The sequence below is a fragment of the Pseudalkalibacillus sp. SCS-8 genome (assembly GCF_040126055.1).
GTDB lineage: Bacteria > Bacillota > Bacilli > Bacillales > Fictibacillaceae > Pseudalkalibacillus > Pseudalkalibacillus nanhaiensis.
The window spans coordinates 2385617-2408700 of sequence record NZ_CP143541.1; the positions used below are offsets into that span (position 1 = coordinate 2385617).

22 protein-coding genes are annotated in these 23084 nt (G+C 44.0%); 1 reads left to right on the plus strand and 21 read right to left on the minus strand.

The features are described from left to right. Window positions 1-3 precede the first annotated feature (3 nt). The 11 genes from V1497_RS12485 to rpsU form a co-directional block, all read right to left on the minus strand. On the minus strand, window positions 4-372 hold the full coding sequence (locus V1497_RS12485) for a diacylglycerol kinase family protein (RefSeq protein ID WP_349407870.1): 369 nt from the start codon (window positions 370-372) through the stop codon (window positions 4-6). Then, entirely contained in the window at window positions 369-842 is a 474-nt protein-coding gene (ybeY, locus tag V1497_RS12490) for an rRNA maturation RNase YbeY (RefSeq protein ID WP_349410814.1), read from the minus strand. Before ybeY ends, V1497_RS12485 begins: the two co-directional genes overlap by 4 nt. Further along, complete coding sequence (locus tag V1497_RS12495; RefSeq protein WP_349407871.1) at window positions 839-3013, minus strand: HD family phosphohydrolase; 2175 nt, start codon at window positions 3011-3013, stop codon at window positions 839-841. The genes ybeY and V1497_RS12495 overlap by 4 nt, the downstream gene beginning before the upstream one ends. 368 nt (window positions 3014-3381) lie before the next feature. Next, window positions 3382-4344: a PhoH family protein gene (locus tag V1497_RS12500; protein WP_349407872.1), complete on the minus strand. Its 963-nt coding sequence runs from the start codon at window positions 4342-4344 to the stop codon at window positions 3382-3384. Window positions 4345-4350: 6 nt separating this feature from the next. After that, complete coding sequence (gene yqfD / locus V1497_RS12505; protein ID WP_349407873.1) at window positions 4351-5538, minus strand: sporulation protein YqfD; 1188 nt, start codon at window positions 5536-5538, stop codon at window positions 4351-4353. A gap of 21 nt (window positions 5539-5559) precedes the next feature. Next, on the minus strand, window positions 5560-5844 hold the full coding sequence (gene yqfC / locus V1497_RS12510; RefSeq protein WP_349407874.1) for a sporulation protein YqfC: 285 nt from the start codon (window positions 5842-5844) through the stop codon (window positions 5560-5562). Between the two features lie 151 nt (window positions 5845-5995). Further along, on the minus strand, window positions 5996-6502 hold the full coding sequence (locus V1497_RS12515; RefSeq protein ID WP_349407875.1) for a hypothetical protein: 507 nt from the start codon (window positions 6500-6502) through the stop codon (window positions 5996-5998). Continuing rightward, window positions 6502-7509: a flotillin-like protein FloA gene (gene floA, locus V1497_RS12520; protein WP_349407876.1), complete on the minus strand. Its 1008-nt coding sequence runs from the start codon at window positions 7507-7509 to the stop codon at window positions 6502-6504. The genes V1497_RS12515 and floA overlap by 1 nt, the downstream gene beginning before the upstream one ends. Then, window positions 7510-8874 carry a nodulation protein NfeD gene (locus V1497_RS12525; protein WP_349407877.1) on the minus strand — a complete coding sequence of 455 codons (1365 nt, stop codon included), beginning with the start codon at window positions 8872-8874 and terminating at the stop codon, window positions 7510-7512. A gap of 213 nt (window positions 8875-9087) precedes the next feature. Continuing rightward, the gene (locus tag V1497_RS12530) at window positions 9088-9531 is read right to left on the minus strand and encodes a GatB/YqeY domain-containing protein (protein WP_349407878.1); all 444 of its coding nucleotides are present in this window, start codon (window positions 9529-9531) and stop codon (window positions 9088-9090) included. Window positions 9532-9546: 15 nt separating this feature from the next. Further along, window positions 9547-9723 carry a 30S ribosomal protein S21 gene (rpsU, locus tag V1497_RS12535; protein ID WP_221565661.1) on the minus strand — a complete coding sequence of 59 codons (177 nt, stop codon included), beginning with the start codon at window positions 9721-9723 and terminating at the stop codon, window positions 9547-9549. 170 nt (window positions 9724-9893) lie between these two features. On the opposite strand from rpsU, the gene V1497_RS12540 reads away from it, so the two are divergent. Further along, the gene (locus V1497_RS12540) at window positions 9894-10826 is read left to right on the plus strand and encodes a Na/Pi symporter (protein WP_349410815.1); all 933 of its coding nucleotides are present in this window, start codon (window positions 9894-9896) and stop codon (window positions 10824-10826) included. A 301-nt stretch (window positions 10827-11127) separates the two neighbouring features. Here V1497_RS12540 and deoC read toward each other — a convergent pair whose 3' ends face one another. The 10 genes from deoC to lepA form a co-directional block, all read right to left on the minus strand. Next, the gene (deoC, locus tag V1497_RS12545; RefSeq protein WP_349407879.1) at window positions 11128-11793 is read right to left on the minus strand and encodes a deoxyribose-phosphate aldolase; all 666 of its coding nucleotides are present in this window, start codon (window positions 11791-11793) and stop codon (window positions 11128-11130) included. A gap of 49 nt (window positions 11794-11842) precedes the next feature. Next, on the minus strand, window positions 11843-13195 hold the full coding sequence (mtaB, locus tag V1497_RS12550; RefSeq protein WP_349407880.1) for a tRNA (N(6)-L-threonylcarbamoyladenosine(37)-C(2))-methylthiotransferase MtaB: 1353 nt from the start codon (window positions 13193-13195) through the stop codon (window positions 11843-11845). A 6-nt stretch (window positions 13196-13201) separates the two neighbouring features. Further along, the gene (locus V1497_RS12555; protein WP_349407881.1) at window positions 13202-13957 is read right to left on the minus strand and encodes a 16S rRNA (uracil(1498)-N(3))-methyltransferase; all 756 of its coding nucleotides are present in this window, start codon (window positions 13955-13957) and stop codon (window positions 13202-13204) included. After that, entirely contained in the window at window positions 13957-14913 is a 957-nt protein-coding gene (gene prmA / locus V1497_RS12560; RefSeq protein ID WP_349410816.1) for a 50S ribosomal protein L11 methyltransferase, read from the minus strand. The genes V1497_RS12555 and prmA overlap by 1 nt, the downstream gene beginning before the upstream one ends. Before the next feature lie 39 nt (window positions 14914-14952). Further along, window positions 14953-16062: a molecular chaperone DnaJ gene (gene dnaJ / locus V1497_RS12565; protein ID WP_349407882.1), complete on the minus strand. Its 1110-nt coding sequence runs from the start codon at window positions 16060-16062 to the stop codon at window positions 14953-14955. Window positions 16063-16305: 243 nt separating this feature from the next. Then, entirely contained in the window at window positions 16306-18138 is a 1833-nt protein-coding gene (gene dnaK / locus V1497_RS12570; RefSeq protein WP_349407883.1) for a molecular chaperone DnaK, read from the minus strand. Window positions 18139-18178: 40 nt separating this feature from the next. Next, window positions 18179-18730: a nucleotide exchange factor GrpE gene (gene grpE, locus V1497_RS12575; protein WP_349407884.1), complete on the minus strand. Its 552-nt coding sequence runs from the start codon at window positions 18728-18730 to the stop codon at window positions 18179-18181. A gap of 103 nt (window positions 18731-18833) precedes the next feature. Beyond that, window positions 18834-19868, minus strand: a complete 1035-nt coding sequence (gene hrcA, locus V1497_RS12580; protein WP_349407885.1) for a heat-inducible transcriptional repressor HrcA — start codon at window positions 19866-19868, stop codon at window positions 18834-18836. Window positions 19869-19958: 90 nt separating this feature from the next. Next, the gene (hemW, locus tag V1497_RS12585) at window positions 19959-21101 is read right to left on the minus strand and encodes a radical SAM family heme chaperone HemW (RefSeq protein WP_349410817.1); all 1143 of its coding nucleotides are present in this window, start codon (window positions 21099-21101) and stop codon (window positions 19959-19961) included. 124 nt (window positions 21102-21225) lie between these two features. Continuing rightward, window positions 21226-23052 carry a translation elongation factor 4 gene (gene lepA / locus V1497_RS12590; protein ID WP_349407886.1) on the minus strand — a complete coding sequence of 609 codons (1827 nt, stop codon included), beginning with the start codon at window positions 23050-23052 and terminating at the stop codon, window positions 21226-21228. Between the last annotated feature and the right edge of the window lie 32 nt (window positions 23053-23084).

The following is a 23084-nucleotide window of genomic DNA, read 5'->3' on the forward strand; positions in this document are numbered from 1 at the left end:
TTCTCACCTCGATAAAACGATTTCAAATAATGGTTCAGCAAAGAGAAGGAATCCTATTATAACAGCAATGAGGCTGAAAATAAAGACAGAACCGGCAGCAAGGTCTTTTGCTTGTTTAGCCAAAGGATGTCGATCCGTCGTCACAAGATCCACAGTTCGTTCAACGGCAGAATTCATCAGCTCTAACGAAAGCATGATTCCGATTGTGAGGAGGAGAATGATCCATTTGACCATCGAGAAGTCCAAGGCTGCGGCTAGCAGAACGGTTAAAACAGTAAAAACGAGATGAATCCTGAAGTTCCGTTCCTTTTTCCAGCCCTCCTTGACACCTTCCATAGCAAATTTAAAGCTTTTCAATACATCGATAATCATGAACGATGCAGCCCAAACGATTTTAAAATTTCGTCCTGTCTACCGAACATCTCCTTCTCATCCTCTTCCTCCATATGATCGTATCCCAACAAATGGAGAAATCCATGAAGAGCTAAGAATCCCATTTCACGCCTGAACGAGTGGCCGTATTCCTCAGCCTGTTCATGTGCTTTATCAACGGAAATGATAATATCCCCCAAAAGAGTAGGACTTTCTGAGTCAATGATCTCCATTTCTCCATCAACCTCATCTTCAAGGGCGAAAGAAATAACGTCTGTAGGTCGATCGATTTTCCTGTACTCTGCATTGATTTCTTGAATCCGTTCATTCGTTACGAATGTAACGGCCAGCTCAGCATCCCCTTCAAGGGATTCCTCTGCTGCTGCAAATTGGAGAAGCTTTTCAACCTCCTCCATGATCGAGTGATCTAGTCGTTCCGTTTCATCAAATAAATCAATTGTCAACATTATGCCTGGCTCACTTTCTTTTTATGAATTTCTTCTGGGTATTCAATACGTGAATGGAACATCCCGTTTAAGGTTTCGCAAATGGTGATCGTCACCGTCTCCAACTCTTGTAAAGTGATGGAGCATTCATTGAATTGGCCATCCTCGAGACGGTCTGCGATGATTTTACGGACCAAGGATTCAATCTTGACCGGTGTCGGCTTCGGCATGGAACGAACGGCTGCTTCGACCGCATCGGCAATGCCTAGAATGGCGACTTCCTTCGTCTGAGCCTTCGGACCAGGATAGCGGAAATCGGACTCTTCAATTTGTTTGTCTGACTGCTGCATAGCTTTATGGTAAAAATACTTCAGCAAGGTCGTCCCGTGATGCTGTTCTGCTATATCGACAATTTCTTCCGGCAGCTTATACTCTCTTAGCATTTCGGCCCCGTCGTATGGGTGCGCAATAATGATCGTCTTGCTAAGCTGTGGTGAAATTTTATCATGAGGGTTCTCGATATTCAGTTGATTCTCGATGAAAAAGTGAGGACGTTTCGTCTTTCCAAGGTCATGATAATACGCCCCGACTCTTGCCAAAAGACCATTCGCTCCCACTGCCTCGCATGCTGCTTCAGCAAGGTTTGCGACGACGACACTGTGATGATACGTACCCGGTGTTTCCATAAGGAGTTTCCTTAGTAGAGGGTGATTCGGGCTGGATAATTCGATCAGCTTCATTGAAGTCAATATTCCAAATCCAGCCTCAAAGAATGGTAATAACCCTAGCGTCAATACGGCAGATAGGAAGCCGGACAAGAGGGAGAAACCGACCTGCCAAACGATACTGATCAAGTCGAAATGTCCATTGGTGAGCGCCAGAATCAACAACACGACTGTCGCATTTACAATTGCCACGTAAATCCCTGTTTTCAGGATATTTGTCTTCACATTCCTTTTTCCGAGGAAGACAACCCCTGCTAATGAGCTGATCAGAATATACGTACCGAACGTAAAGTTAAATGGACTTGTCGTATTCTCGTTAAAAATTAAACTTCCACAAATGGCAAAAACGATACTTGAAATGATGGCCGTCTGTTCATCGATCAACATTTTGATCATCATCGTACCAAAAGCGACAGGGATGATGAAAGCAACACTTGGATAGAAACCACTCAAAAGACTGACCAATTTGACCAGGACCATGGTGAGTGAGAATAGGAGGACGTAAAGGATAATTTTGAGATTCTCTTTATTCTTCCCTGCAATCAAATCTTTTAAGAAATAAATCATGAAAGCCGTCAATAAAAAGACAAGAAGTCCAAGTCCGATATAAGGATAAGGATCGATGTCACCCTTTAGAAGACCTACCAATTCCAGCTTATAAAGGGCATCGTTATCCACTTTGGCCCCTTTTTCAACGATGATCTCCCCTTCGCGGATGTACACAGGCTCTACTTCTTTAACGACCTCGTCCTTCCGTTTCTTGGTCATTTCTGCATCGAATGTATAATTAGACGTAATCGCACTGCTCGTGATTGAAATCAATGCAGGCTTCAAGTGATCTGGAAGCTTAGCAGATTTAAGGATATGTGGATCGACCTCTTCCTTGACATCGTTGATCTTGTCCACGGTGATCGGCTGTTCCATCACTTTATTGATCGTATTCGTTGCAAGCTCCTTGGCAAAAGCAACATCAGACGATTTTGCCTGCAGGAAGGTCCTTAACGCATTATCAGTAAGATCACTAGCTATGAATCCTGGTAATCCTGCCTTCAATTCTGTAATCTGTTTTTTCAGCCTGGCTTGTTCTTCATCTGGATCAGCAGCTTCTTCGTCATCCTTTGAACGGGCATTTTCAGCTTGGAATTTTTCGATAGAAGAAAATAACTCCTGCATTTGGACGACTTGATCCAGCCTCTTTTCGGTGTCGAAGTTGTATATGTCTTCAACAGCTGCTGCAGCTGCAGCTTGCCTGGCTAGTGTTTCACGTTCATTTTGAATACGGATTGGTGATTGGATGTCTTCTTCAGCTGTGGCATTCAGTTCGAGATCCACATGTTCAGGAATGACGTTACTGAGCATTGAAATAAACAAGACGAAAGCTAATGCAGCGTATAACAGAATCCTGCTGATTTTGCTATTTTCGATTCTGTTCCACTTGGATTTCATATCCTTTATGAGTTTTGGGGACATCCGGGTTTCACCTTCCGATCTTTATCTTGCTACCATTTTATCATGGAATGAAGGGCTTAGGTCGAAACAATGAAAAAAATGTAAAGAGGTGTAAGGAGGCAGGTCATTATCAGAAGGATAATCGTCAGAGCGAAATGCTTCGCTTCTTGATCAGCTTCATGCGGACGCTTTCCGCGGGCAACGCTTCAGCCTCCGCGACCTCGTTCCTCGCTCTACGGGGTCTTCAGCTGTTGCTTTTCCCGCTGGAGTCGCCGCATTACGCTTCTCGAGCTAATAAAGCCTTTACATTAACGAAAAAAGCTGACTTGAATGAGCAGCTTTTCCACAAATGTGAGTCAAAGCTGCTTGTATTCAAATCAGCACTCTAGTCAATCTTCATTTCCTTCATATGCATTTATGATTCTTTGTACAAGCGGATGGCGTACGACGTCAGATTGCTGCATATGCATCACGCGTATGCCCTGTATGTTTTTCAACAGCTTCTGTGCAATCCGAAGGCCCGATTCTTTCCCTCTAGGGAGATCGATCTGAGTAATGTCACCTGTGATGATCATTTTGGAACCGAACCCTAATCTTGTCAGGAACATTTTCATTTGTTCAGGCGTCGTATTCTGAGCTTCATCGAGTAAGACAAATGCTTCATCCAACGTTCGACCTCTCATATAAGCAAGAGGTGCAATTTCGATGGTACCTCTTTCGAGTAACCTCTCCGTATGCTCCACACCGAAAAGATCATGGAGGGCATCATAAAGAGGTCTTAAGTAAGGATCCACCTTTTCCTTTAAATCGCCAGGAAGGAAACCGAGGCTCTCCCCTGCTTCTACAGCCGGGCGCGTCAAAATGATTTTCTTCACTTTCCCTTCCTTCAAAGCTTTAACAGCCATGACGACAGCAAGAAAGGTTTTTCCGGTACCAGCAGGACCGATGCCGAAAACGAGGTCATTCTTTTTAATTGCGTTGATATAATGGCGCTGACCAAGCGTTTTTGCACGGATCGGGCGCCCTTTTATATTTGTCGTGATTTCTTCTTCGAATAATTGATCCAATTCATCCAGTATGCCTTCATTGGCTAATTGGATGGCATAAATCACATCACGGTCTGTAATGCTGACCCCTTTTCTAATCAAAGAAAGCAAAGCGTTCAGTACATCCTCTACGAGCTGTGCCGTCGCCTCGTCTCCCGTTACAGCAACACCGCCACCACGAGTGACGACATCGACATCGAGAGTCTGCTCTAACGTTCTGAGATGGGAGTCATTTGGACCGAAAAGAGCAAGTCCTTCTGCGGGATTTTCTATTTGTAGATTTTTTAAATTCAAGCGTTCGGACAATATGGCTCAATCTCCTCCAATTATAGGTTGTTCTTTTGCAATATTCTCAATGACTTTATAATACATCGATACACTTACTTTACCATTGTCGATCCGATGGTGCAAAATTTTACCGCTTATGATTTTGGAATCCTCTTCCATCTGCTGTTCGATTTCTTCATCGCCCATTTGTTTTGCAATTTTGACGGCTTCCTTTGCCGTATACTCTCGAATAACACTTTCTGACTCGTATATTTCCCTCTTTACGTAGGAAATCGGAACCTCCCATTTAAACATCCTGAACGTATTCTCGTCCTCATCCACTTCATAGTCTTTGTACGTCACATCTCCGAATCCCCAAACAGGTACACGCCATCCAAACAAAGAGAGATAGTGTTTATCCATCCTTTCACCTGTATAGGTTCCGAAGGTGGTTTTCTGTGGTAAGGTCACTTGGACATAATACCAAACCTCGCCGAACACCTTTCCTTTTGCAGATACGGTTCTTATATTTTTATCTTTTCCAATCTGTCCTGAAACTAATAGTTCACCTTTTTGGACAAATTGGTTTCTTTCGACTTTCGGCTGTCCTTGCTCTACGAACATATCGGTTACGAGCGCTTTTTTCTTTGCTACGAGATGCTGAGGTCCTGTAGATTGGATCTCTTCAGGTAGTTCTTTCTGGACAACCTTGAAATGAAAGGTCGTCCCCTCTAGTGTGACGCCGATCCAAGTGACCTCGTCCATTTTTTCGGTAGCCATATACTGGATCTCCCTTGGATCCGGCAGACGGAAAAGCAGCTTCCCCTTCTTTATCCCGATTTCCTGAATAACCTTCTGTAGATGGTGCTCCGTTTTCGGATCAGCACCTGTTATTTCAATGTTCCACACCATGTTTGAGAGAAAGAAGACAATGACAAAGAAGATGACGATTCCAGAGACAAAGCCGCCTCTTGAGACCATTTTCCTGACGATGAAAGGAGCTCCCCTCCGATGAAGCACAACAAACTTGCAGTTCATGTGTCTAAGGGTTGTCCGGATGTGAAGGGCGTCATCCGTATACATATGAAGCTCTAATTCCGTTTCGTTTTTCCGTCTGATCTCCCAGATTTGAATATTATTTTTCAAGCAATAGTTGAGGAACCTTTCTGCATCCTCCCCGACAACTTTTATTTTGACTGTACCCCGGAGATATTTTGTCCATATTTTCGTCATGGTCCTCCTCCTTCATAAATATCAGGAAATGTCTATGTAACGTACATCCGTAATCTTGCCTTCAAGTAATATTTCCTCTGGCAGGATCGTTTTGAGCACGAAATTATTCCCTGCCACCAGCAGTTCCCCATGTTCAAGGAACAAACAAAGCTCGTTATTTGAAAACCTTTTGACTCCTCTATGATTTTCAATATAGATGTGCAGGTGGCCAATCATTGTTATTCGTGGTAGGTCCATAACGACGTCTGCTGGTAATTCCATTGAATGGGTCATCCATCTTTTGAACTTCTGTCTCCATTGCGCCATAAACGAACCCCCTCTCATCTCATTTTTATGAACGGAGGTGTTAAACTATCACTTCAGAATTGCATGTTTTCAAACATCTCTTGGGCGGACGTAAAAAAAGCTGTGTGCGGATTCGCACACAGCTACTTGTTTATCCTATTCATTTTTGATTTCAATATTTTCCGCGTTGAAAGCGTGAGCCAAGGTGATGCGGCTTCTTGGATCGTGGTGGTCCTAGAATTTCAGCCCATATGACACCTTGCGCGACATGATCTGGATTAGGCAGCACCTGGTTCGGTGAAATCTGCCTTTCTTTCGTTTTGGTGCGACTGCGAGGTCGAACAACAGGTGATGAGTTATTGCTTTCTTGATTTACACCATTTTGCAACTCTTTACGCTTCTCTTCATACAATTCCTGAAGAGATTCCTTTACTCTTTCCTGCCGTTCTTGACGTGGACGATCAGGACGAACCTTCTCCTCTCGAGGCTCTTGAGGCATTGAAATCGTCTCAGCTTGTGGACGAGGTCGTACAGGCTGCCTTTGTTGACCTTTCCGAGGAGCATTCTGTTGTTCGTTGTACTTATCAATCTGACGTTTGAAGAAACTAAGAATTCCGCCAATCACTACAATTAAGAAAAAGAGATTTGCAAAAAGGAATTCAAATAGCTGCTCAAGCACTAGTAAGTGCCTCCTCCAGGATTGTCATCTTCATCCTTAGGATCTGTCGCTTTACCGATTGAGCCACGCATATCCGTATCCGCTTTGACGTTGTTGTAATTCATGTAATCCATGACGCCAATGTTTCCAGAGCGGAGAGCTTCAGCCATCGCCATCGGTACTTCAGCTTCTGCTTCCACAACTTTCGCGCGCATTTCTTCGACTCGGGCTTTCATTTCCTGCTCTTGAGCTACTGCCATTGCACGACGCTCTTCAGCTTTCGCTTGGGCGATGTTCTTATCTGCTTCAGCTTGCTCGGTTTGAAGTTCTGCTCCGATGTTCTTGCCGATATCAACGTCCGCGATATCAATCGAGAGGATTTCAAACGCTGTTCCAGCATCGAGACCTTTCGTCAATACTGTTTGAGAAATGAGATCCGGATTTTCAAGAACTTTTTTGTGGTTATCAGAAGAACCGATTGTTGATACGATCCCTTCACCGACACGAGCGATAACGGTATCTTCTCCGGCACCCCCGACAAGTCGTTCAATGTTCGCACGGACAGTAATTCTCGCCTTTGCCTTCACTTCAATTCCGTCCATCGCTACACCGGCGATGAAAGGTGTCTCAATGACCTTCGGATTTACACTCATCTGAACAGCTTCTAGTACGTCACGACCAGCCAGGTCTATGGCAGCACATCGTTCAAAGCTCAGTTCAATGTTCGCACGGTGAGCGGCAATCAACGCATTTACGACGCGATCGACGTTACCACCTGCAAGATAATGACTTTCCAATTGATTCGTGCTTAAATCAAGACCTGCCTTCACTGCCTTGATCAACGGATTGATTACGCGAGACGGAATAACACGTCTCAATCGCATCCCGATCAGTGTGAAAATGCTGACTTTCACTCCTGCTGCTAGTGCTGAAATCCATAATGCAACAGGAACGAATGTGAATAATACGGCCAGGGCGATGACGATGACCCCGATTAAAATGACCATTGTTAAGATATCTGGTGACATTTACTGGTTACCCCCTTGATTTTCTACTTCTTCTACTTCTCGAACGATGATCCGAGAACCTTCTGTTTTCACAATTTTTATTGGACGATTCAATCCAATGTAATTGCCTTCCGTTACCACATCATATCGATCATCGCCGATTACTGCTGTCCCAGACGGACGTAATGGTGTCAACGTTCGCCCAGTCAAGCCGATCAACTCACTTCTCGTAACGTTTGAAATGTACCCTCTTTCATTGGACGTGGAGTCGAATAGGATGATTTTCTTCAGCGGCCCATTGTACCCAAAATACTTCAGGAACAGAATGGACACGACAATCGTAGCGATCATGGCAATCAAAATTGATAACAAGATGTTACCAAGCGACCCACCTGCCAGAACGATCCCGATTAGGACGGCTAAAATACCACCGACCCCCAGGATACCTCCTGGCACAAAGACTTCCGCAATGATCAGCCCTATACCAAGTATGAACAGAATAAGTGATTCCCATCCGGCTAGACCTGCAATCATATGCCCAAAGAAGAAGAGCAATAACGAACCAAGCCCTAACATACCAGGTATTCCAAAGCCAGGTGAATAAAGTTCAAGGACAAGACCGATGCTTCCGATGGAAAGCAGGATTGGCACGACGACCGGATGTGTGATATAACGTGCGATGTTTTCAGCAAACGATAATTCAATTTCTCTTATTTCAGCATCCGGAAGCTCTAGATGATCGAGTAATTCATTCCGATTGTTGACGATTGCTTCCGCATAGCCGACTTTCTTCGCCTGCTTCGCATCAAGTGTCAATAACTCACCTTTTTTGACACCAAGGTCTTCAAGTACGATATCTTCATCAGCCATTGCCAACGCATAGATCGGATCCCGATTGTTTAGTTCGGCTGAGGCTTTCATCTCAGCAAGCCAGGCAGATTCTGCTTTCTTCCCGGCTGTATTCCCTTGCGAATCGATGACGGCAGCAGCCCCCATCGTCGTAGATGGCTTCATGACGATCTGGTCGGCATTCAGAGAAATATAGGCGCCTGCGGATAAAGCTCGCTTCGTCACATATGCGATGATTGGCACTTCAGAATCACGCATGATTTTAGCAATATTCCCTGCAGCTTCCACAAGTCCGCCTGGAGTATCAATCTCCAGCACAAGGTAGTCAGCCCCGTTTTCCTCGGCTGTAGTAATCGATCGTTCCAAAAACTTCTCAAGCCCCCGTTCCACTGCATCTTGTACTGGTGCAAAGTAGACGACACCTTTCCCTTCAGCAGCATTGGAAGGATTGATTTGCATAAGCAATATCGGAACGATGATCAAAACCATATAAAAAGAGATTTTCATGATTTTCGTTATGTGTTTCAAAGGACCCACCCCCTTTTCAATTAGTATGTACTACGCTTAACTATACATTTAGGTTTCATACTTTTAAAGATTTAATGTGAAAACATCCTTGTTTTTTTCCACTGGAGCTTTCACAGGCAATCTGTATCCTAAATGTAGAGTGGGCACCTCTCTTAATACACCTGAAACATCAATCGCATTAAAAAAACGCCTTGCAGCTTGCAAGGCGTTTCATTTGAGTAGTTACGATAAGTTCTGTTGAACTAAACGGTTCACGAGACCACCATCAGCTTTACCTTTTACTTTAGGCATGATGGCTCCCATCACTTTCCCCATATCTTGTTTGGAAGTTGCGCCAACTTGTTGGATGGTTTCCTTAACAATTTGGTCGACTTCTTCCTCAGATAACTGTTCAGGGAGATACTCTTGAAGTATTTCAATCTCTTGACGTAAGTTTTCGACTAGATCATCACGACCAGCTTTCTCGAATTCCTGGAGGGAGTCTTTCCGCTGTTTAACTTCACGTGAAAGAACCGTCAATTCCTCTTCTTCGTTCAATTCGTGTCCTAACTTGATCGACTCGTTCTGAAGAGAGGCCTTCACCATACGAATGACCGTCAATCGTTGTTTGTCTTTGTTTCTCATCGCTTGCTTCATATCTTCATTCAAACGGTCAAGAAGACTCAATTAGAACACCCTCTCTTAGTACTTACGCTTACGAGCAGCTTCAGACTTCTTCTTACGCTTAACGCTTGGCTTTTCGTAATGCTTACGCTTACGTACCTCTGCCAATGTTCCTTCTTTAGAAACGTTGCGCTTGAAACGACGAAGTGCATCTTCTATAGATTCGTTCTTACGAACACTAGTTCTAATGGACATATATTTCCCTCCCTCCAAGCTCCTTCCAAAAAATATAGAAAAGGAGCTAAAACCATATCTTAAAACATTATAATATATGCCTCTTTTTTTCGTCAACTTTATTCAAGGAATTATTTCGTCATGTCCTAAACATCTCGTCCATAAAATGGACATAGGTGGTGGTGACGGTGATGCAAATCTTTTCTCTATTCGCCGTATTCCTGACGATTTTCTTGTTCGGAATGACGGTCATGCGCATAGGATTAAGTGCCGCTTCAAAACAAAAATTGCAAACCTGGCTATTGAAATATACGAATACAACCTGGAAGAGTTTCCTTGCAGGAATACTTATAACGGCGATCATGCAGAGCAGCTCCGCCGTCATGGTCATCGTAATTGGTCTGGTTGCTGTGGGGATCATGAGCTTCAGACAATCCATCGGCATTATTTTAGGTGCAAATATCGGAACGACAGTGACGACAGAAATCATCACCCTAGAAATCAGTCAGCTGATCCTGCCATTCCTTATCATTGGTGTCGTTCTCATACTTTTACCGAAAACATGGACATTCTGCCTCGGTTCGACGTTATTCGGTTTAGGATGTATGTTCGTTGCCATGAACGGCTTCGAAACGTTATCCGATCCCATTACTGATTTAAAGTCTGTGAAAAATTTTCTCAATATCACAGATGAACATCTTTGGTTAAGTTTAGGCTTAGGGACAACAATGACAGCCGTCATCCAGTCAAGTACGGCAACGACGGCGATCATCATGCCGCTGATGAACGAGAATATCCTGACCTTGACTTCAGGGATTGCAATCTTACTCGGAGCGAATGTAGGAACGTGTGTGACCGCATTGATCGCTTGTATTGGTACATCGAAGGAAGCGAAGCTTGTCGCCTTCGCTCACGTTTGGATCAACATTATCGGGGTGGTTTTATTCTTGCCGTTTTTAAGTGGTTTTTCGGAAATCGTCATGCTGCTGACCCAACTCCCAGATGTTCAGATTGCTCACGCAAGTGTCCTGTTTAACGTGATTTCGTCCTTGCTCCTGCTCCCATTCGCAGGTATGTTAGCCTCCTGGATCGCTCGGGTTCATGGGTACAGAGTCGTTTCATAAGTTCTTTGAAATCCTCTTGTGATATGGAGAGGACCGTTGGTGGCTTTCTATCCGTAAAAACAACGGAATCCAAATATGGAGGACAGAAAGAGGGCTTTTCTATCCGCGAAAACAACGGAATCCAAATATGGAGGACAGAAAGAGGGCTTTTCTATCCGCGAAAACAACGGAATCCAAATATGGAGGACAGAAAGAGGGCTTTTCTATCCGCGAAAACAGCGGAATCCAAATATGGAGGACAGAAAGAGGGCTTAAAAGAAAAAATGACCACGACACCTTGTCGTGGTCATTTTATAATCAATTAATAATCAGCGTTTGACGTTTCGCCTTTCACGATTGAGATTCCAGAGCTTGCTCCGATACGAGTTGCGCCAGCATCAATCATTGCTTGAGCAGATTCTGGGCCACGTACGCCTCCACTTGCTTTTACGCCGATTTCAGGTCCTACAACCTTACGCATCAATGCTACGTCTTCAACAGTCGCTCCACCTGTAGAGAATCCAGTTGACGTTTTTACGAAGTCTGCTCCAGCTTTTACGGAAAGCTCACAAGCTTGCTTCTTTTCTTCGTCAGTAAGAAGGCAAGTTTCGATGATTACTTTTGTAAGAGCTTTGCCTTTTGCTGCATCTACAACCGCTTTGATGTCTTTTTCGACGAGGTCATAGTCTTTGCTCTTCAGAGCGCCGATGTTGATGACCATGTCCACTTCTGTTGCACCGTTCTCAATAGCATTCTTCGTTTCGAATGCTTTTGTTTCTGGTGTAGAAGCGCCCAATGGGAAGCCGATTACCGTACATACCTTCACATCCGTGTCTTTCAACAATTCATAGGACAATGGAACCCACGTCGGGTTTACACATACTGACATGAAGTTGTATTCTTTCGCTTCTTCACATAGTTTGACGATGTCCTCTTTGTTCATATCTGGCTTTAAAGCTGTGTGATCAATCATTTTTGCGATGTTCATTTTAGCATCTCCTCTTTTGTTGTTATGGTTATTTTCTAAGATGTATGAATTATGCTGTAGCGGAGGTTTCCGCTTGGTCTACATCCATTACACGAACGAATTGTCCTTCGTTAACAGGGTATCCCGCTTTCGTGATCTTTACTCGAACGAGTTTACCAATCAAGTCTTCTGTCCCTTCAATTCGAACCTTCATGTAGTTGGCTGTATACCCGATAAGCCTGTTTCCTTCAGGATGGTCTTTATCGAATTCCTCTGGGATGATTTCAAGGACTTCTCCTTCATACTCAGAAGCATACTCTTTGGCCAATTGGTTGGAAAGCTCAATCAAACGATGGACACGCTCGTTCTTCACATCTTCAGGAACTTGGTTGTCCATGTTCGCAGCCGGTGTACCCGTCCGTTTACTGAATGGGAAAACATGAAGCTCAGAAAACTTATGCTCTTTGATGAAATTATACGTTTCCATGAATTCTTCTTCTGTCTCGCCTGGGAAGCCGACGATGACATCAGATGTGATCGCTAAACCAGGCAAAGCCTTTTTCAGCCTTGTCAATCGTTCTGCGAACATCTCCATACTATACTTCCTTCTCATACGTTTCAAAACAGTATTCGATCCGGATTGAAGCGGTATGTGGAGATGTGGAACAACTTTATCAGAGCGATCAAGCACGTCGATCACCTCATCGGTCACCTGACTTGCTTCAATCGATGAAATTCGAAGACGCTTAAGTCCTTTCACTTGTTCATCCAGATCAGAAAGCAATTGGGCAAAGTTATAATCCTTCATATCCTCACCATATCCTGCAGTATGGATCCCTGTGAGGACAATCTCCTGATAGCCTGCATTCACAAGCTGTTGAGCCTGTTCAATGACAGCCTCAGGCTTCCTGGAACGTAAAAGTCCTCTTGCCCATGGGATAATACAGAACGTGCAGAAATTATTGCATCCTTCCTGTATTTTCAATGATGCACGAGTGCGGTCCGTGAACGCAGGTACTTCCAGCTCTTCATAAACACGAGCCTTCATGATATTACCGACGCCATTGATCGGCTGTCTTTCCCTTTTGTACTGCTCGATGTAATCAAGCATCTTTACACGATCCTGGGTGCCGACGACGACATCTACACCAGGAATCGCCATCACTTCAGCCGGGGATGTCTGCGCATAACAACCCGTCACGCATATGACAGCATCCGGATTCTGACGGATGGCTCGACGGATGACCTGACGACTTTTCTTATCGCCCGTGTTTGTTACTGTGCACGTATTAATGACATAAACATCCGCTCGTTTTTCAAAATCTGTTCGTTCGTATCCTTTATCCTGGAACAATTGCCAGATCGCTTCAGTTTCATAATGGTTCACTTTACATCCTAATGTATGAAACGCTACAGCAGGCATAATTGGTCACCTCAATAATTCTAGTTGATAAGAAACAGCAGATAAGATATAAAATGGTGCCGTTTCAGTACGGAGAATCCGTGGTCCAAATCCACAAGTGACGAAGCCGGCTTCTTGAAGCCTTTCCACCTCTTCATCAGTCAGGCCACCCTCAGGCCCGATGACGACCAGCATCCGGTCCACCGATGGATCTATCTTTGTAAGTAATTTCGCCAAATTGGATCTTTCGTCTTGTTTGGCTTCCTCTTCGTAAGCGACGACTTTTATCGAATATTCCTCACTAACAGAAAGCAACTGTTTAAAGGAAACCGGTTCTTCGCAATCCGGCATCCGGTTACGATGGGATTGCTCCGCAGCTTCCTTGATGATCTTCAAAAGTCGCTCTGTTTTCTTTCTGGACTTTTTATCGTCCCATTTGACGATCGACCTGGATGCTTGGAAAGGGAGAAATTTTGATGCGCCTAACTCCGTTCCTTTTTGGACAATCATCTCTAGTTTATCATGCTTGGGTAGCCCTTGTGCAATCGTTACAGGAATTGGCAGTTCCGTCTCAAACTCGCTCCATTCGACTATGGTGAGCTCGACAGATGAATCGTTCAGCTCCTCAATTTCACAAACGGCCACCCGATCTTGATTATCACTGCAAATCACTTGGTCTCCAGGTGACATTCTCATCACTTTTGAAATATGTTTCACGTCATCTCCTGTAATCCTTACAGTCGAATCTGTCATTTGATCAGGTGTAACAAAATAACGTTGCATCAGTTGTTCACCTGTTCATCCGGCCTTTTAGCGATAAAGGCAACCCAATCTTCCATAAGTAGCGTTTCTACAACCTGGAACCCATTTTGAATAAGGGATCGTTTCACTTCTTCTTTCTTGCTGCTGATAATTCCCGAAACGATGAACTTCCCTCCCGGCTTTAGAAGCTGGAAGGCCTGGTCATCAAAACGCATGATGATTTCAGCCAGGATATTTGCGACGATGACATCTACTTGTCCATCCATTTGGTCCAAGAGATTGTTTTGCCGGACCGTTACCTGCTCATGGCATTTGTTCAGCTTGATATTCAATCGTGCGCTTTTTACAGCGATTTCATCGAGATCAAGCGCTGTCACTTTTGTTGCACCGAGCTTTGCAGCAGCAATACTGAGTACACCGGATCCTGTTCCTACATCGATGACTTCATCATCTGGCTCCAGTGTCTTTTCAAGTGCTTGTATGCACATCACTGTCGTAGGGTGTGTGCCGGTTCCGAACGCCATACCTGGATCGAGTTCAATGATCAATTCATCTGTACTGACTTTCTCATACTCTTCCCATGTGGGGATGATGGTGATCCGTTCAGATATTTTGACCGGTTTATAGTACTTCTTCCATGCTGTGGCCCACTCTTCTTCATGAACCTCACTGATGGTGATCCGGTTATGTCCGAGGTCGATATCATGCAATAAGAGACCATTGATCGCTTCTTTAATTTCCTCGACCGTTTCACCTAAAAAGCTGTTAACCGGCAAATAAGCCTTTACGATGACCCCCTCGTCAGGGTAATCATCTGGATTCAGTTGGTAGATCTCACCCATAGAAGTATCCCATACTTTCACAAGGTCCTGTGGATCTTCGATAACGACACCGCTCGCTCCGGATTCATGCAATATATTCGAAATCGGTTCAATTGCTTCCTGTGTTGTTAGAATACTGATTTCAGACCACTTCATGAGATCTACCATCTACCTTTCCTTTTTCATTGCAAAGCCTTATTCACCTTTAAAAGCTCTTTTCACTTTACTGAACAGATTTCCATGTTGTTCATCAACGGATTCGCCGCTCAACTCAGCAAATTCTCGCAACAACGCCTTCTGACGCTCGCTCAAATTCTGCGGTGTGACGACTTTTATTCTTACGTGTTGGTCACCTTGACCATATCCGCGGACATTCTGTACACCTTTTCCGCGTAAACGGAATACCTTACCGGATTGTGTGCCGGCAGGAATTTTCAGTTTCACATTTCCGTGCAGCGTAGGGACCTCAATCTCATCTCCAAGAGAGACTTGAGTAAATGTAAGCGGCATGTCGACGTGAATGTCATCACCTTCACGTTTATAAAACTCGTGTGGCGTTACACGCACGACAACATAAAGATCCCCTGGAGGACCTCCGTTTTCACCAGCTTCACCTTTTCCAGCGACACGGATCTGTTGACCATGATCAATTCCAGCAGGAATCTTGACATGGATTTTCTTCTGTTTACGTACTTTTCCTTTTCCGTGACAAGTGTTGCATTTGTCCTTGATGAATTTCCCTGTTCCATTACAGTGATGACACACACGACGGTTCACGACGCGTCCGAACGGTGTATTCTGTTCGACATTCAATTGTCCGCTTCCACCACAATGCGAGCAGGTTTCAGGTTTCGTACCTGGTTTAGCACCAGATCCAAAACAAGTCTCACATTCTTCTTCACGTGGAATTTGAATATCGGTTTCTTTTCCGAACACCGCTTCTTCAAACTTCAACGTCATCGTATATTGAAGATCCGCTCCTTGGCGAGGTGCATTCGGGTTACGACGACCGCCGCCACCGAAGAACATGTCAAAGATATCTCCAAAGCCTCCGAAGTCAGCTCCACCTGCACCGAATCCTTGATTTGGATCCGAATGGCCAAACTGATCATAGTGTGTCTTCTTCTGAGGATCACTTAACACATCGTAAGCTTCTTTTACTTCTTTAAATTTTTCTTCTGCATCCGCTTCTTTATTAACGTCCGGATGATATTTTCTCGCGAGTTTTCGATAAGCTTTTTTAACCTCATCTGTCGAAGCGTTCTTATCGACGCCTAAGACTTCATAATAATCTCGCTTACTCAAGACACTCACTCCCGGTTCTTTTACATAACGATTATCATATCACTATATTCTATGAATCCGCAACAGGCTGCACAGTTTTTTACAATTCCATAACATACGGAAAACTTGGCATCGCCAAGCTTTCCGAATTTTAAGCTTCATGTTATGAAATTCACTCTGTGCGTTACAAATTTCATATTCTTCATTAGCGGAAAAAAGTCAAAGCCTAGAAGACTGACTTTGACTTTTCCCTATCATTCACGATTACTTCTTTTCGTTATCGTCGTTCATTTCTTCGTATTCAGCATCTACGACATCATCGTCTGATTTTTGTTCTTCTCCGCCCTGTTGTTGAGCTTGCTGTGCTTGTGCCGCTTGCTCATAAAGCTTCGTAGAAAGCTCTTGTACAACCTGTTGAAGCTCATCTTTCGCAGTGCGGATCGCTTCAAGATCTTCGCCTTCCAATGCAGACTTCACTTTGTCTTTTGCCTCGTTCGCTTTCGTCACTTCTGCTTCGTCTACGTTACCTTCGAGGTCCTTCAACGTTTTTTCTGTAGTGAAGACGAGTTGGTCCGCTTCGTTGCGAAGGTCTACTTCTTCACGACGCTTCTTGTCTGCTTCAGCATTTTCTTCTGCATCTTTAACCATCTTTTCGATTTCGTCTTCGGAAAGACCGGAAGAAGATGTGATCGTGATGGATTGTTCTTTGTTTGTTCCTAGGTCTTTCGCTTTAACGTTAACGATACCGTTCGCATCAATATCGAATGTTACTTCGATTTGTGGTACACCACGTGGTGCTGGCGGGATGTCAGTCAATTGGAAACGACCAAGTGTCTTGTTGTCTGCTGCCATTTCACGCTCACCTTGGAGCACGTGGATGTCAACAGATGGTTGGTTATCCGCAGCAGTCGAGAATACTTGTGACTTACTTGTCGGAATCGTCGTATTACGCTCAATCAGCTTCGTGAATACGCCACCCATCGTCTCGATACCTAGAGATAGTGGTGTTACGTCGAGAAGAACGACGTCTTTCACATCACCAGTCAAGACACCAGCTTGAACCGCTGCACCAAGAGCAACGACTTCATCAGGGTTTACGCCTTTGTGTGGGTCTTTACCAGTAACTTTTTTGATCGCTTCTTGTACGGCTGGAATACGAGTAGATCCACCGACAAGGACGATCTTATCAACATCTGAAGGAGTAAGACCAGCATCTTTAAGTGCTTGACGAGTTGGTCCCATTGTACGTTCAACAAGATCAGCTGTCATTTCTTCAAACTTCGCACGAGTCAATGTAAGTTCAAGGTGCTTAGGACCAGAAGAATCAGCTGTGATAAACGGCAAGGAAATTTGAGTTTGTGTAACGCCAGAAAGATCCTTCTTCGCTTTTTCAGCAGCGTCTTTCAAACGTTGCAATGCCATTTTATCTTGAGAAAGGTCGATGCCGTTCTCTTTTTTGAATTCACTTACAAGGTAGTCGATGATTTTTTGGTCGAAGTCATCTCCACCTAGTTCGTTATCTCCAGAAGTCGCTTTAACTTCGAAGAAGCCATCGCCAAGCTCAAGGATGGATACGTCAAATGTACCTCCACCTAGGTCATAGACAAGGATGGTTTGATCTTCTTCTTTTTCAAGGCCGTATGCAAGTGCAGCTGCAGTCGGCTCGTTGACGATACGTTCAACTTCAAGACCCGCAATCTTACCTGCGTCTTTTGTCGCTTGACGCTGAGAGTCGTTGAAGTATGCCGGAACTGTAATTACAGCTTTCGTTACTTTTTCACCTAAGTAAGCTTCAGCGTCAGACTTTAATTTTTGAAGGATGATCGCAGAAACTTCTTGAGGTGTGTACTCTTTACCTTCTGCTTCTACTTTATAATCTGTTCCCATATGACGCTTGATGGAAATGATCGTGTTCTTGTTTGTAACAGCTTGGCGCTTTGCTACTTCACCAACTTGACGCTCACCGTCTTTGAAAGCGACGACGGATGGCGTTGTACGGTTCCCTTCCGGATTCGGGATAACAGTTGCCTCTCCGCCTTCCATAACTGCTACACAAGAGTTTGTTGTACCTAAGTCAATACCAATTACTTTGCTCATGACATATACCTCCTATTTAAATATGTAGTCCAATGACTTTTTATTTCGAGTTCACCTTGACCATTGCTGGCCGGATGACACGGTCTTTCAGCAAGTAGCCTTTTTGCAAGACTTCAACGACTGTATTGTCTTCATAATCGTCTTCTTGTACTTGCATGACAGCTTGATGTTGATGCGGATCGAATGTAGCTCCTTCCGCTTCAATCTCTTCAACACCTTCGTTTTTCAGGGCTTCAATCAGTTGATTGTAAACCATTTTCATCCCTTGAAGAAACGAATCAGTCTGTTCACTGCTGTTCGTTTGAAGAGCACGCTCAAAGTTATCAATTACAGGAAGCAATCCTTCAACAATTCCTTGAGCACGGTATTTCGCAGCAGCTTCTTTTTCCTCGCGCGTACGGCGACGGAAATTGTCATAATCAGCCTGAGTACGAATCAGACGGTTTTTTATTTCATCGAGTTCCTGTTCAAGCTCAGTCACTCGGTCCATTTCTTCAGTCTCAGTTGACTCAGATGTTTCTTCCACCTGCTCCTCAACTGTTTCAGATTTCTCCTCAACTGTTTCTTCTTGTTGTTGCTTATTCTCTTCCACTTCATTCACCTCCCTGACCTAATAAAGCTTTATTTGTGAAACATTTTATCTGGACATGAAAAGAAGGGAGAGGTGATCTCCCACTCTAAATGTATTTCCATTATCAGTTTGAATAATACCGCTGTGTCAGGACCTTCGTCAAATCTTTTGATAGTAAGTCGAGAAGACCGATCACACGTGGATATTCCATCCTTGTAGGACCAAGGATCGCGAGTGTTCCCATGTGCTGTCCACCTATGGAATAACTTGCGGAAATCAGACTGCAGTTCTTCATCTCCTGGATCGTGTTTTCAGCTCCAATTTTCACCTTGATACCAGAAGTACCATCCTGATGAAGAAGCTGCTGGACAAGGTCCTGCTTTTCAATCGCATTATAAAGGTCTTTCACCTTATTGACATCCTGGAATTCAGGTTGGTTCAATATGTTGGTTTTACCTCCATAATAGACTTTGTCCGATTTCTCAGTTTGAAACAACTGGTCCAAGAAATCAAGTGTCTGCTTATAATTTTCCGTATGAGTCCTCAACAGGCCTTCAACTTCTGATTGAAGCCTCAATTTCAGATGTGAAAAAGGAACACCCTTCAAACGTTCATTCAAGATATTCACTGTGCGTTCAATATCCGCAGAATCCATTTCCTCCGGCAAGTCGACCGTATATTTCTCGACATGGCCTGTATCGGTAATCAAGACGAAAATTGCAGTTCCTTTAGAAATCGGAACAATTTGAAGATGCTTCAGCTTCGTCTCATAGACTTCAGGTCCCAAGATAATGGATGTGTAATTTGTAATTTCAGAGAGTAAGGTCGCTGAATGCTCGATCAAGAGTTCCAGCTCATACATTTTTTCATGAAATAGGGAGTGAATCCTCGCCATATCATGCTGTTTCAATTGGACAGGAGAAAGCAGGTTATCTACGTAAAAGCGATAGCCTTTCTCAGATGGTATCCGCCCTGAAGAGCTATGGGTCTTTTCAATGAATCCCATATCCTCCAAGTCTGCAAGTTCATTACGAATCGTTGCGGAACTGTACGTGATGTCCTGTCTTTTCGAAATACTACGAGATCCCAGGGGCTCTGCATTTTGAATATACTCGTCTATAAGAATCTGGAGAATTAACAGCTGACGATCTGTTAACATCAATTCTCATCCCCCTTTGTTAGCACTCTGTCTGTTCGAGTGCTAATTCTACTTTATAAATTACCAAATCGGAATTTAGTTTGTCAATGTTTAAATCACACCGATGAACTCCTGGAATACTTCGTTGCCGAGAAACACACCTTTATCCGTTAACCGTAAGTTTTTCGGGGTACTGATCAGCAACCCTTTCGATACGAGTTTATCAATTTGGGCGCCGAAAACCTCGTCCATTTCGACCTTGAATTTCTGATGGAACAACGCCTTATCTACTCCAGACCTTTTACGAAGGCCGAGAAATACCTCTTCTTCCATTTGCTCATTCACAGTCAGTTCATTGACAGCCCGTTGGGGCAACTCCCCTTCTTCGATTTTACGGATATAATGCGGTAATGGTTTTATATTTTCATACCGCTTATTTTCAATATACCCATGTGCTCCGGCGCCGATGCCATAGTACTCTTCATTTTTCCAGTACACGAGGTTATGACGGCTTTCGTAACCAGGCTTACCGAAATTACTGATTTCATATTGGTTAAAGCCGTTCTGCTTCAATGTCTCGATCAAATACGTAAACATTTCCGATTCCTGCTCTTCCCCAGGCAGTGTCAATTGACCTTTTCGATCCCTGATATAAAAAACGGTCTGCTTCTCCACTTGAAGCGAGTAGGCAGAGATATGAGGAACGTCCAGATCGATCGCGTGTTGTACGGACTGCTTGAACATCTCCAATGTTTGGCCAGGAAGCCCGAACATCAAGTCGATGGAGATGTTTTCGAATCCGACGGCTTGTGCCTCAGCAATCATCTTCCATACGTCGTCCTGACGGTGGTTTCGGTTGAGCGTGGATAACAGCGTATCTTGAAAGGCTTGTACACCTATGCTTAATCGGTTTACGCCTGCTTCCTTCAAGATGTCCAGTTTATTCCGGTCCGTCACAGATGGATTGGCCTCTACCGTAAATTCAACGTCAGAATGAATCGGCTGCAGGTTCGTCTTCACACTCTCGAGCATCTTTTTTAACTGATCCTCACTTAGTGCAGTAGGTGTCCCCCCGCCAATATAAATCGTTTCAATCGGTTCTTGATCGGTTGTACGGACGAGCCTTTTCATTTCCAGGTCCATCGCATCCAAATAATCATCGACTGGCTGACCTTCCAAGAGAAATTTATTAAAATCACAATAATGACAGATCTGTTCACAAAACGGGATATGAACATAAGCGGCTTTAACCATATCAATCACACTTTCAATCAGATAATTGAATTGCACTTTTCCAAAACCCTTAAAATAAAGGTTTTACATCGTAAAAAGAAGACTGGCTTGTGTATCCTAATCGCCAGTCTTAACCAGTTTGTATTTAGTCGTCAGAATCCATACGGAGTACAGACATGAATGCTTCTTGTGGTACTTCAACATTTCCGACGGTCTTCATTCGTTTCTTACCTTCTTTTTGTTTTTCGAGGAGCTTACGCTTACGAGAGATGTCTCCTCCATAACATTTAGCAAGTACATTTTTACGTAACGCCCGGATATTCGTTCTTGCTACGATTTTTTGGCCAATCGCAGCTTGGACCGGAATTTCGAATTGATGACGCGGTATCAATTCACGTAGCTTTTCAACGACTGCTTTTCCGCGGTCATATGCAAAATCACGGTGGACGATAACCGATAGTGCGTCGATCTTCTCACCATTCAAGAGGATATCCATCTTGACGAGCTTGGATGTACGGTATCCAATCAGCTCATAATCAAGAGATGCATAACCCTTCGTACTTGATTTCAATTGATCGAAGAAATCATAAACGATCTCAGATAACGGAATTTCGTAAATGACATTGACTCGGATATCATCCAAGTATTCCATCGTAATGAAGTTCCCACGTTTCTTCTGACAGATCTCCATGACTGGACCTACGTAGTCGTTCGGCGTCATGATGGAAGCCTTCACGTATGGTTCTTCTACGTGATCGACCGTTTGCGGGTCTGGCATGTTGGACGGGTTATCGACGACAAGCTTTTCGCCATTCGTCAAATGGACATTGTAGATAACGCTTGGTGCTGTCGTGATCAAATCGATACCGAATTCACGCTCGATACGTTCCTGGATGATTTCCATGTGCAAAAGACCAAGGAAGCCGCAACGGAATCCGAAGCCTAACGCCTGGGACGTTTCAGGCTCATATTGTAACGATGAATCATTCAGCTCAAGACGTTCCAACGCTTCACGCAAATCGTTATAGTTGTTTGAATCGACTGGATACAAACCACAGAAAACCATAGGGTTCATACGACGATAACCAGGAAGTGGTGTATCCGCTCCCCTTTTCGCATGAGTGATCGTATCACCAACGCGGGAATCACCTACGTTCTTGATGGAAGCCGTTAGGAAGCCTACGTCACCAACTGTCAGTTCATCTTTCATGACCGGCTTTGGTGTGAATACGCCAATCTCATTGACTTCGAATTCTTTTCCAGTCGCCATCATTTTGATCTTATCTCCGACTTTGACCGTACCTTCTTTAATCTGGATGTAAGCGACGACACCTCGATAGCTGTCGTAAAGGGAGTCGAAAATCAATGCTTTCAATGGAGCTTCAGGATCCCCTTGAGGAGCAGGTACTTTTTCAACGACCTGTTCAAGGATATCTTCAATTCCAATGCCGCTCTTGGCAGAAGCGAGGACGGCATCGGAAGCATCAAGACCGATTACATCTTCAATTTCTTTTCGTACCCGTTCCGGTTCGGCACTTGGCAGATCGATCTTATTAATGACTGGAATGATTTCAAGATCGTTTTCCAATGCAAGATAAACATTCGCAAGCGTTTGCGCCTCAATCCCTTGCGCTGCGTCTACAATCAATAAGGCACCCTCACAGGCAGCCAGACTTCGGGAAACTTCATAAGAGAAGTCGACGTGTCCCGGTGTATCAATCAAGTGGAAGATGTATTCTTCCCCATCTTTCGCTTTATACATCAATTGAACAGCATTCAGTTTTATCGTAATACCACGTTCACGCTCAAGGTCCATGGCATCCAGCATTTGCTCTTTCATTTCTCTTTTTGTAAGAGCACTCGTCATTTCCAAAATCCGGTCTGCTAAAGTCGATTTCCCATGGTCAATATGGGCGATGATCGAAAAGTTCCGGATTCTTTTTTGACGTTCCAACTTATCATTTTTGCTCATTCTCTTCACTCCTAAAGGTCGTACAACTAAGC

Bases quoted from the DNA above. Each gene is read 5' to 3' on its own strand.
- yqfC (WP_349407874.1), bottom strand. From the start codon at position 5,844: ATGGCGCAATGGAGACAGAAGTTCAAAAGATGGATGACCCATTCAATG.
- yqfD (WP_349407873.1), bottom strand. From the start codon at position 5,538: ATGACGAAAATATGGACAAAATATCTCCGGGGTACAGTCAAAATAAAA.
- lepA (WP_349407886.1), bottom strand. From the start codon at position 23,052: ATGAGCAAAAATGATAAGTTGGAACGTCAAAAAAGAATCCGGAACTTT.
- hemW (WP_349410817.1), bottom strand. From the start codon at position 21,101: ATGGTTAAAGCCGCTTATGTTCATATCCCGTTTTGTGAACAGATCTGT.
- floA (WP_349407876.1), bottom strand. From the start codon at position 7,509: ATGTCACCAGATATCTTAACAATGGTCATTTTAATCGGGGTCATCGTC.
- V1497_RS12540 (WP_349410815.1), top strand. From the start codon at position 9,894: ATGCAAATCTTTTCTCTATTCGCCGTATTCCTGACGATTTTCTTGTTC.
- V1497_RS12495 (WP_349407871.1), bottom strand. From the start codon at position 3,013: ATGTCCCCAAAACTCATAAAGGATATGAAATCCAAGTGGAACAGAATC.
- V1497_RS12485 (WP_349407870.1), bottom strand. From the start codon at position 372: ATGATTATCGATGTATTGAAAAGCTTTAAATTTGCTATGGAAGGTGTC.
- dnaK (WP_349407883.1), bottom strand. From the start codon at position 18,138: ATGAGCAAAGTAATTGGTATTGACTTAGGTACAACAAACTCTTGTGTA.
- hrcA (WP_349407885.1), bottom strand. From the start codon at position 19,868: ATGTTAACAGATCGTCAGCTGTTAATTCTCCAGATTCTTATAGACGAG.
- rpsU (WP_221565661.1), bottom strand. From the start codon at position 9,723: ATGTCCATTAGAACTAGTGTTCGTAAGAACGAATCTATAGAAGATGCA.
- deoC (WP_349407879.1), bottom strand. From the start codon at position 11,793: ATGAACATCGCAAAAATGATTGATCACACAGCTTTAAAGCCAGATATG.
- V1497_RS12555 (WP_349407881.1), bottom strand. From the start codon at position 13,957: ATGCAACGTTATTTTGTTACACCTGATCAAATGACAGATTCGACTGTA.
- mtaB (WP_349407880.1), bottom strand. From the start codon at position 13,195: ATGCCTGCTGTAGCGTTTCATACATTAGGATGTAAAGTGAACCATTAT.
- prmA (WP_349410816.1), bottom strand. From the start codon at position 14,913: ATGAAGTGGTCTGAAATCAGTATTCTAACAACACAGGAAGCAATTGAA.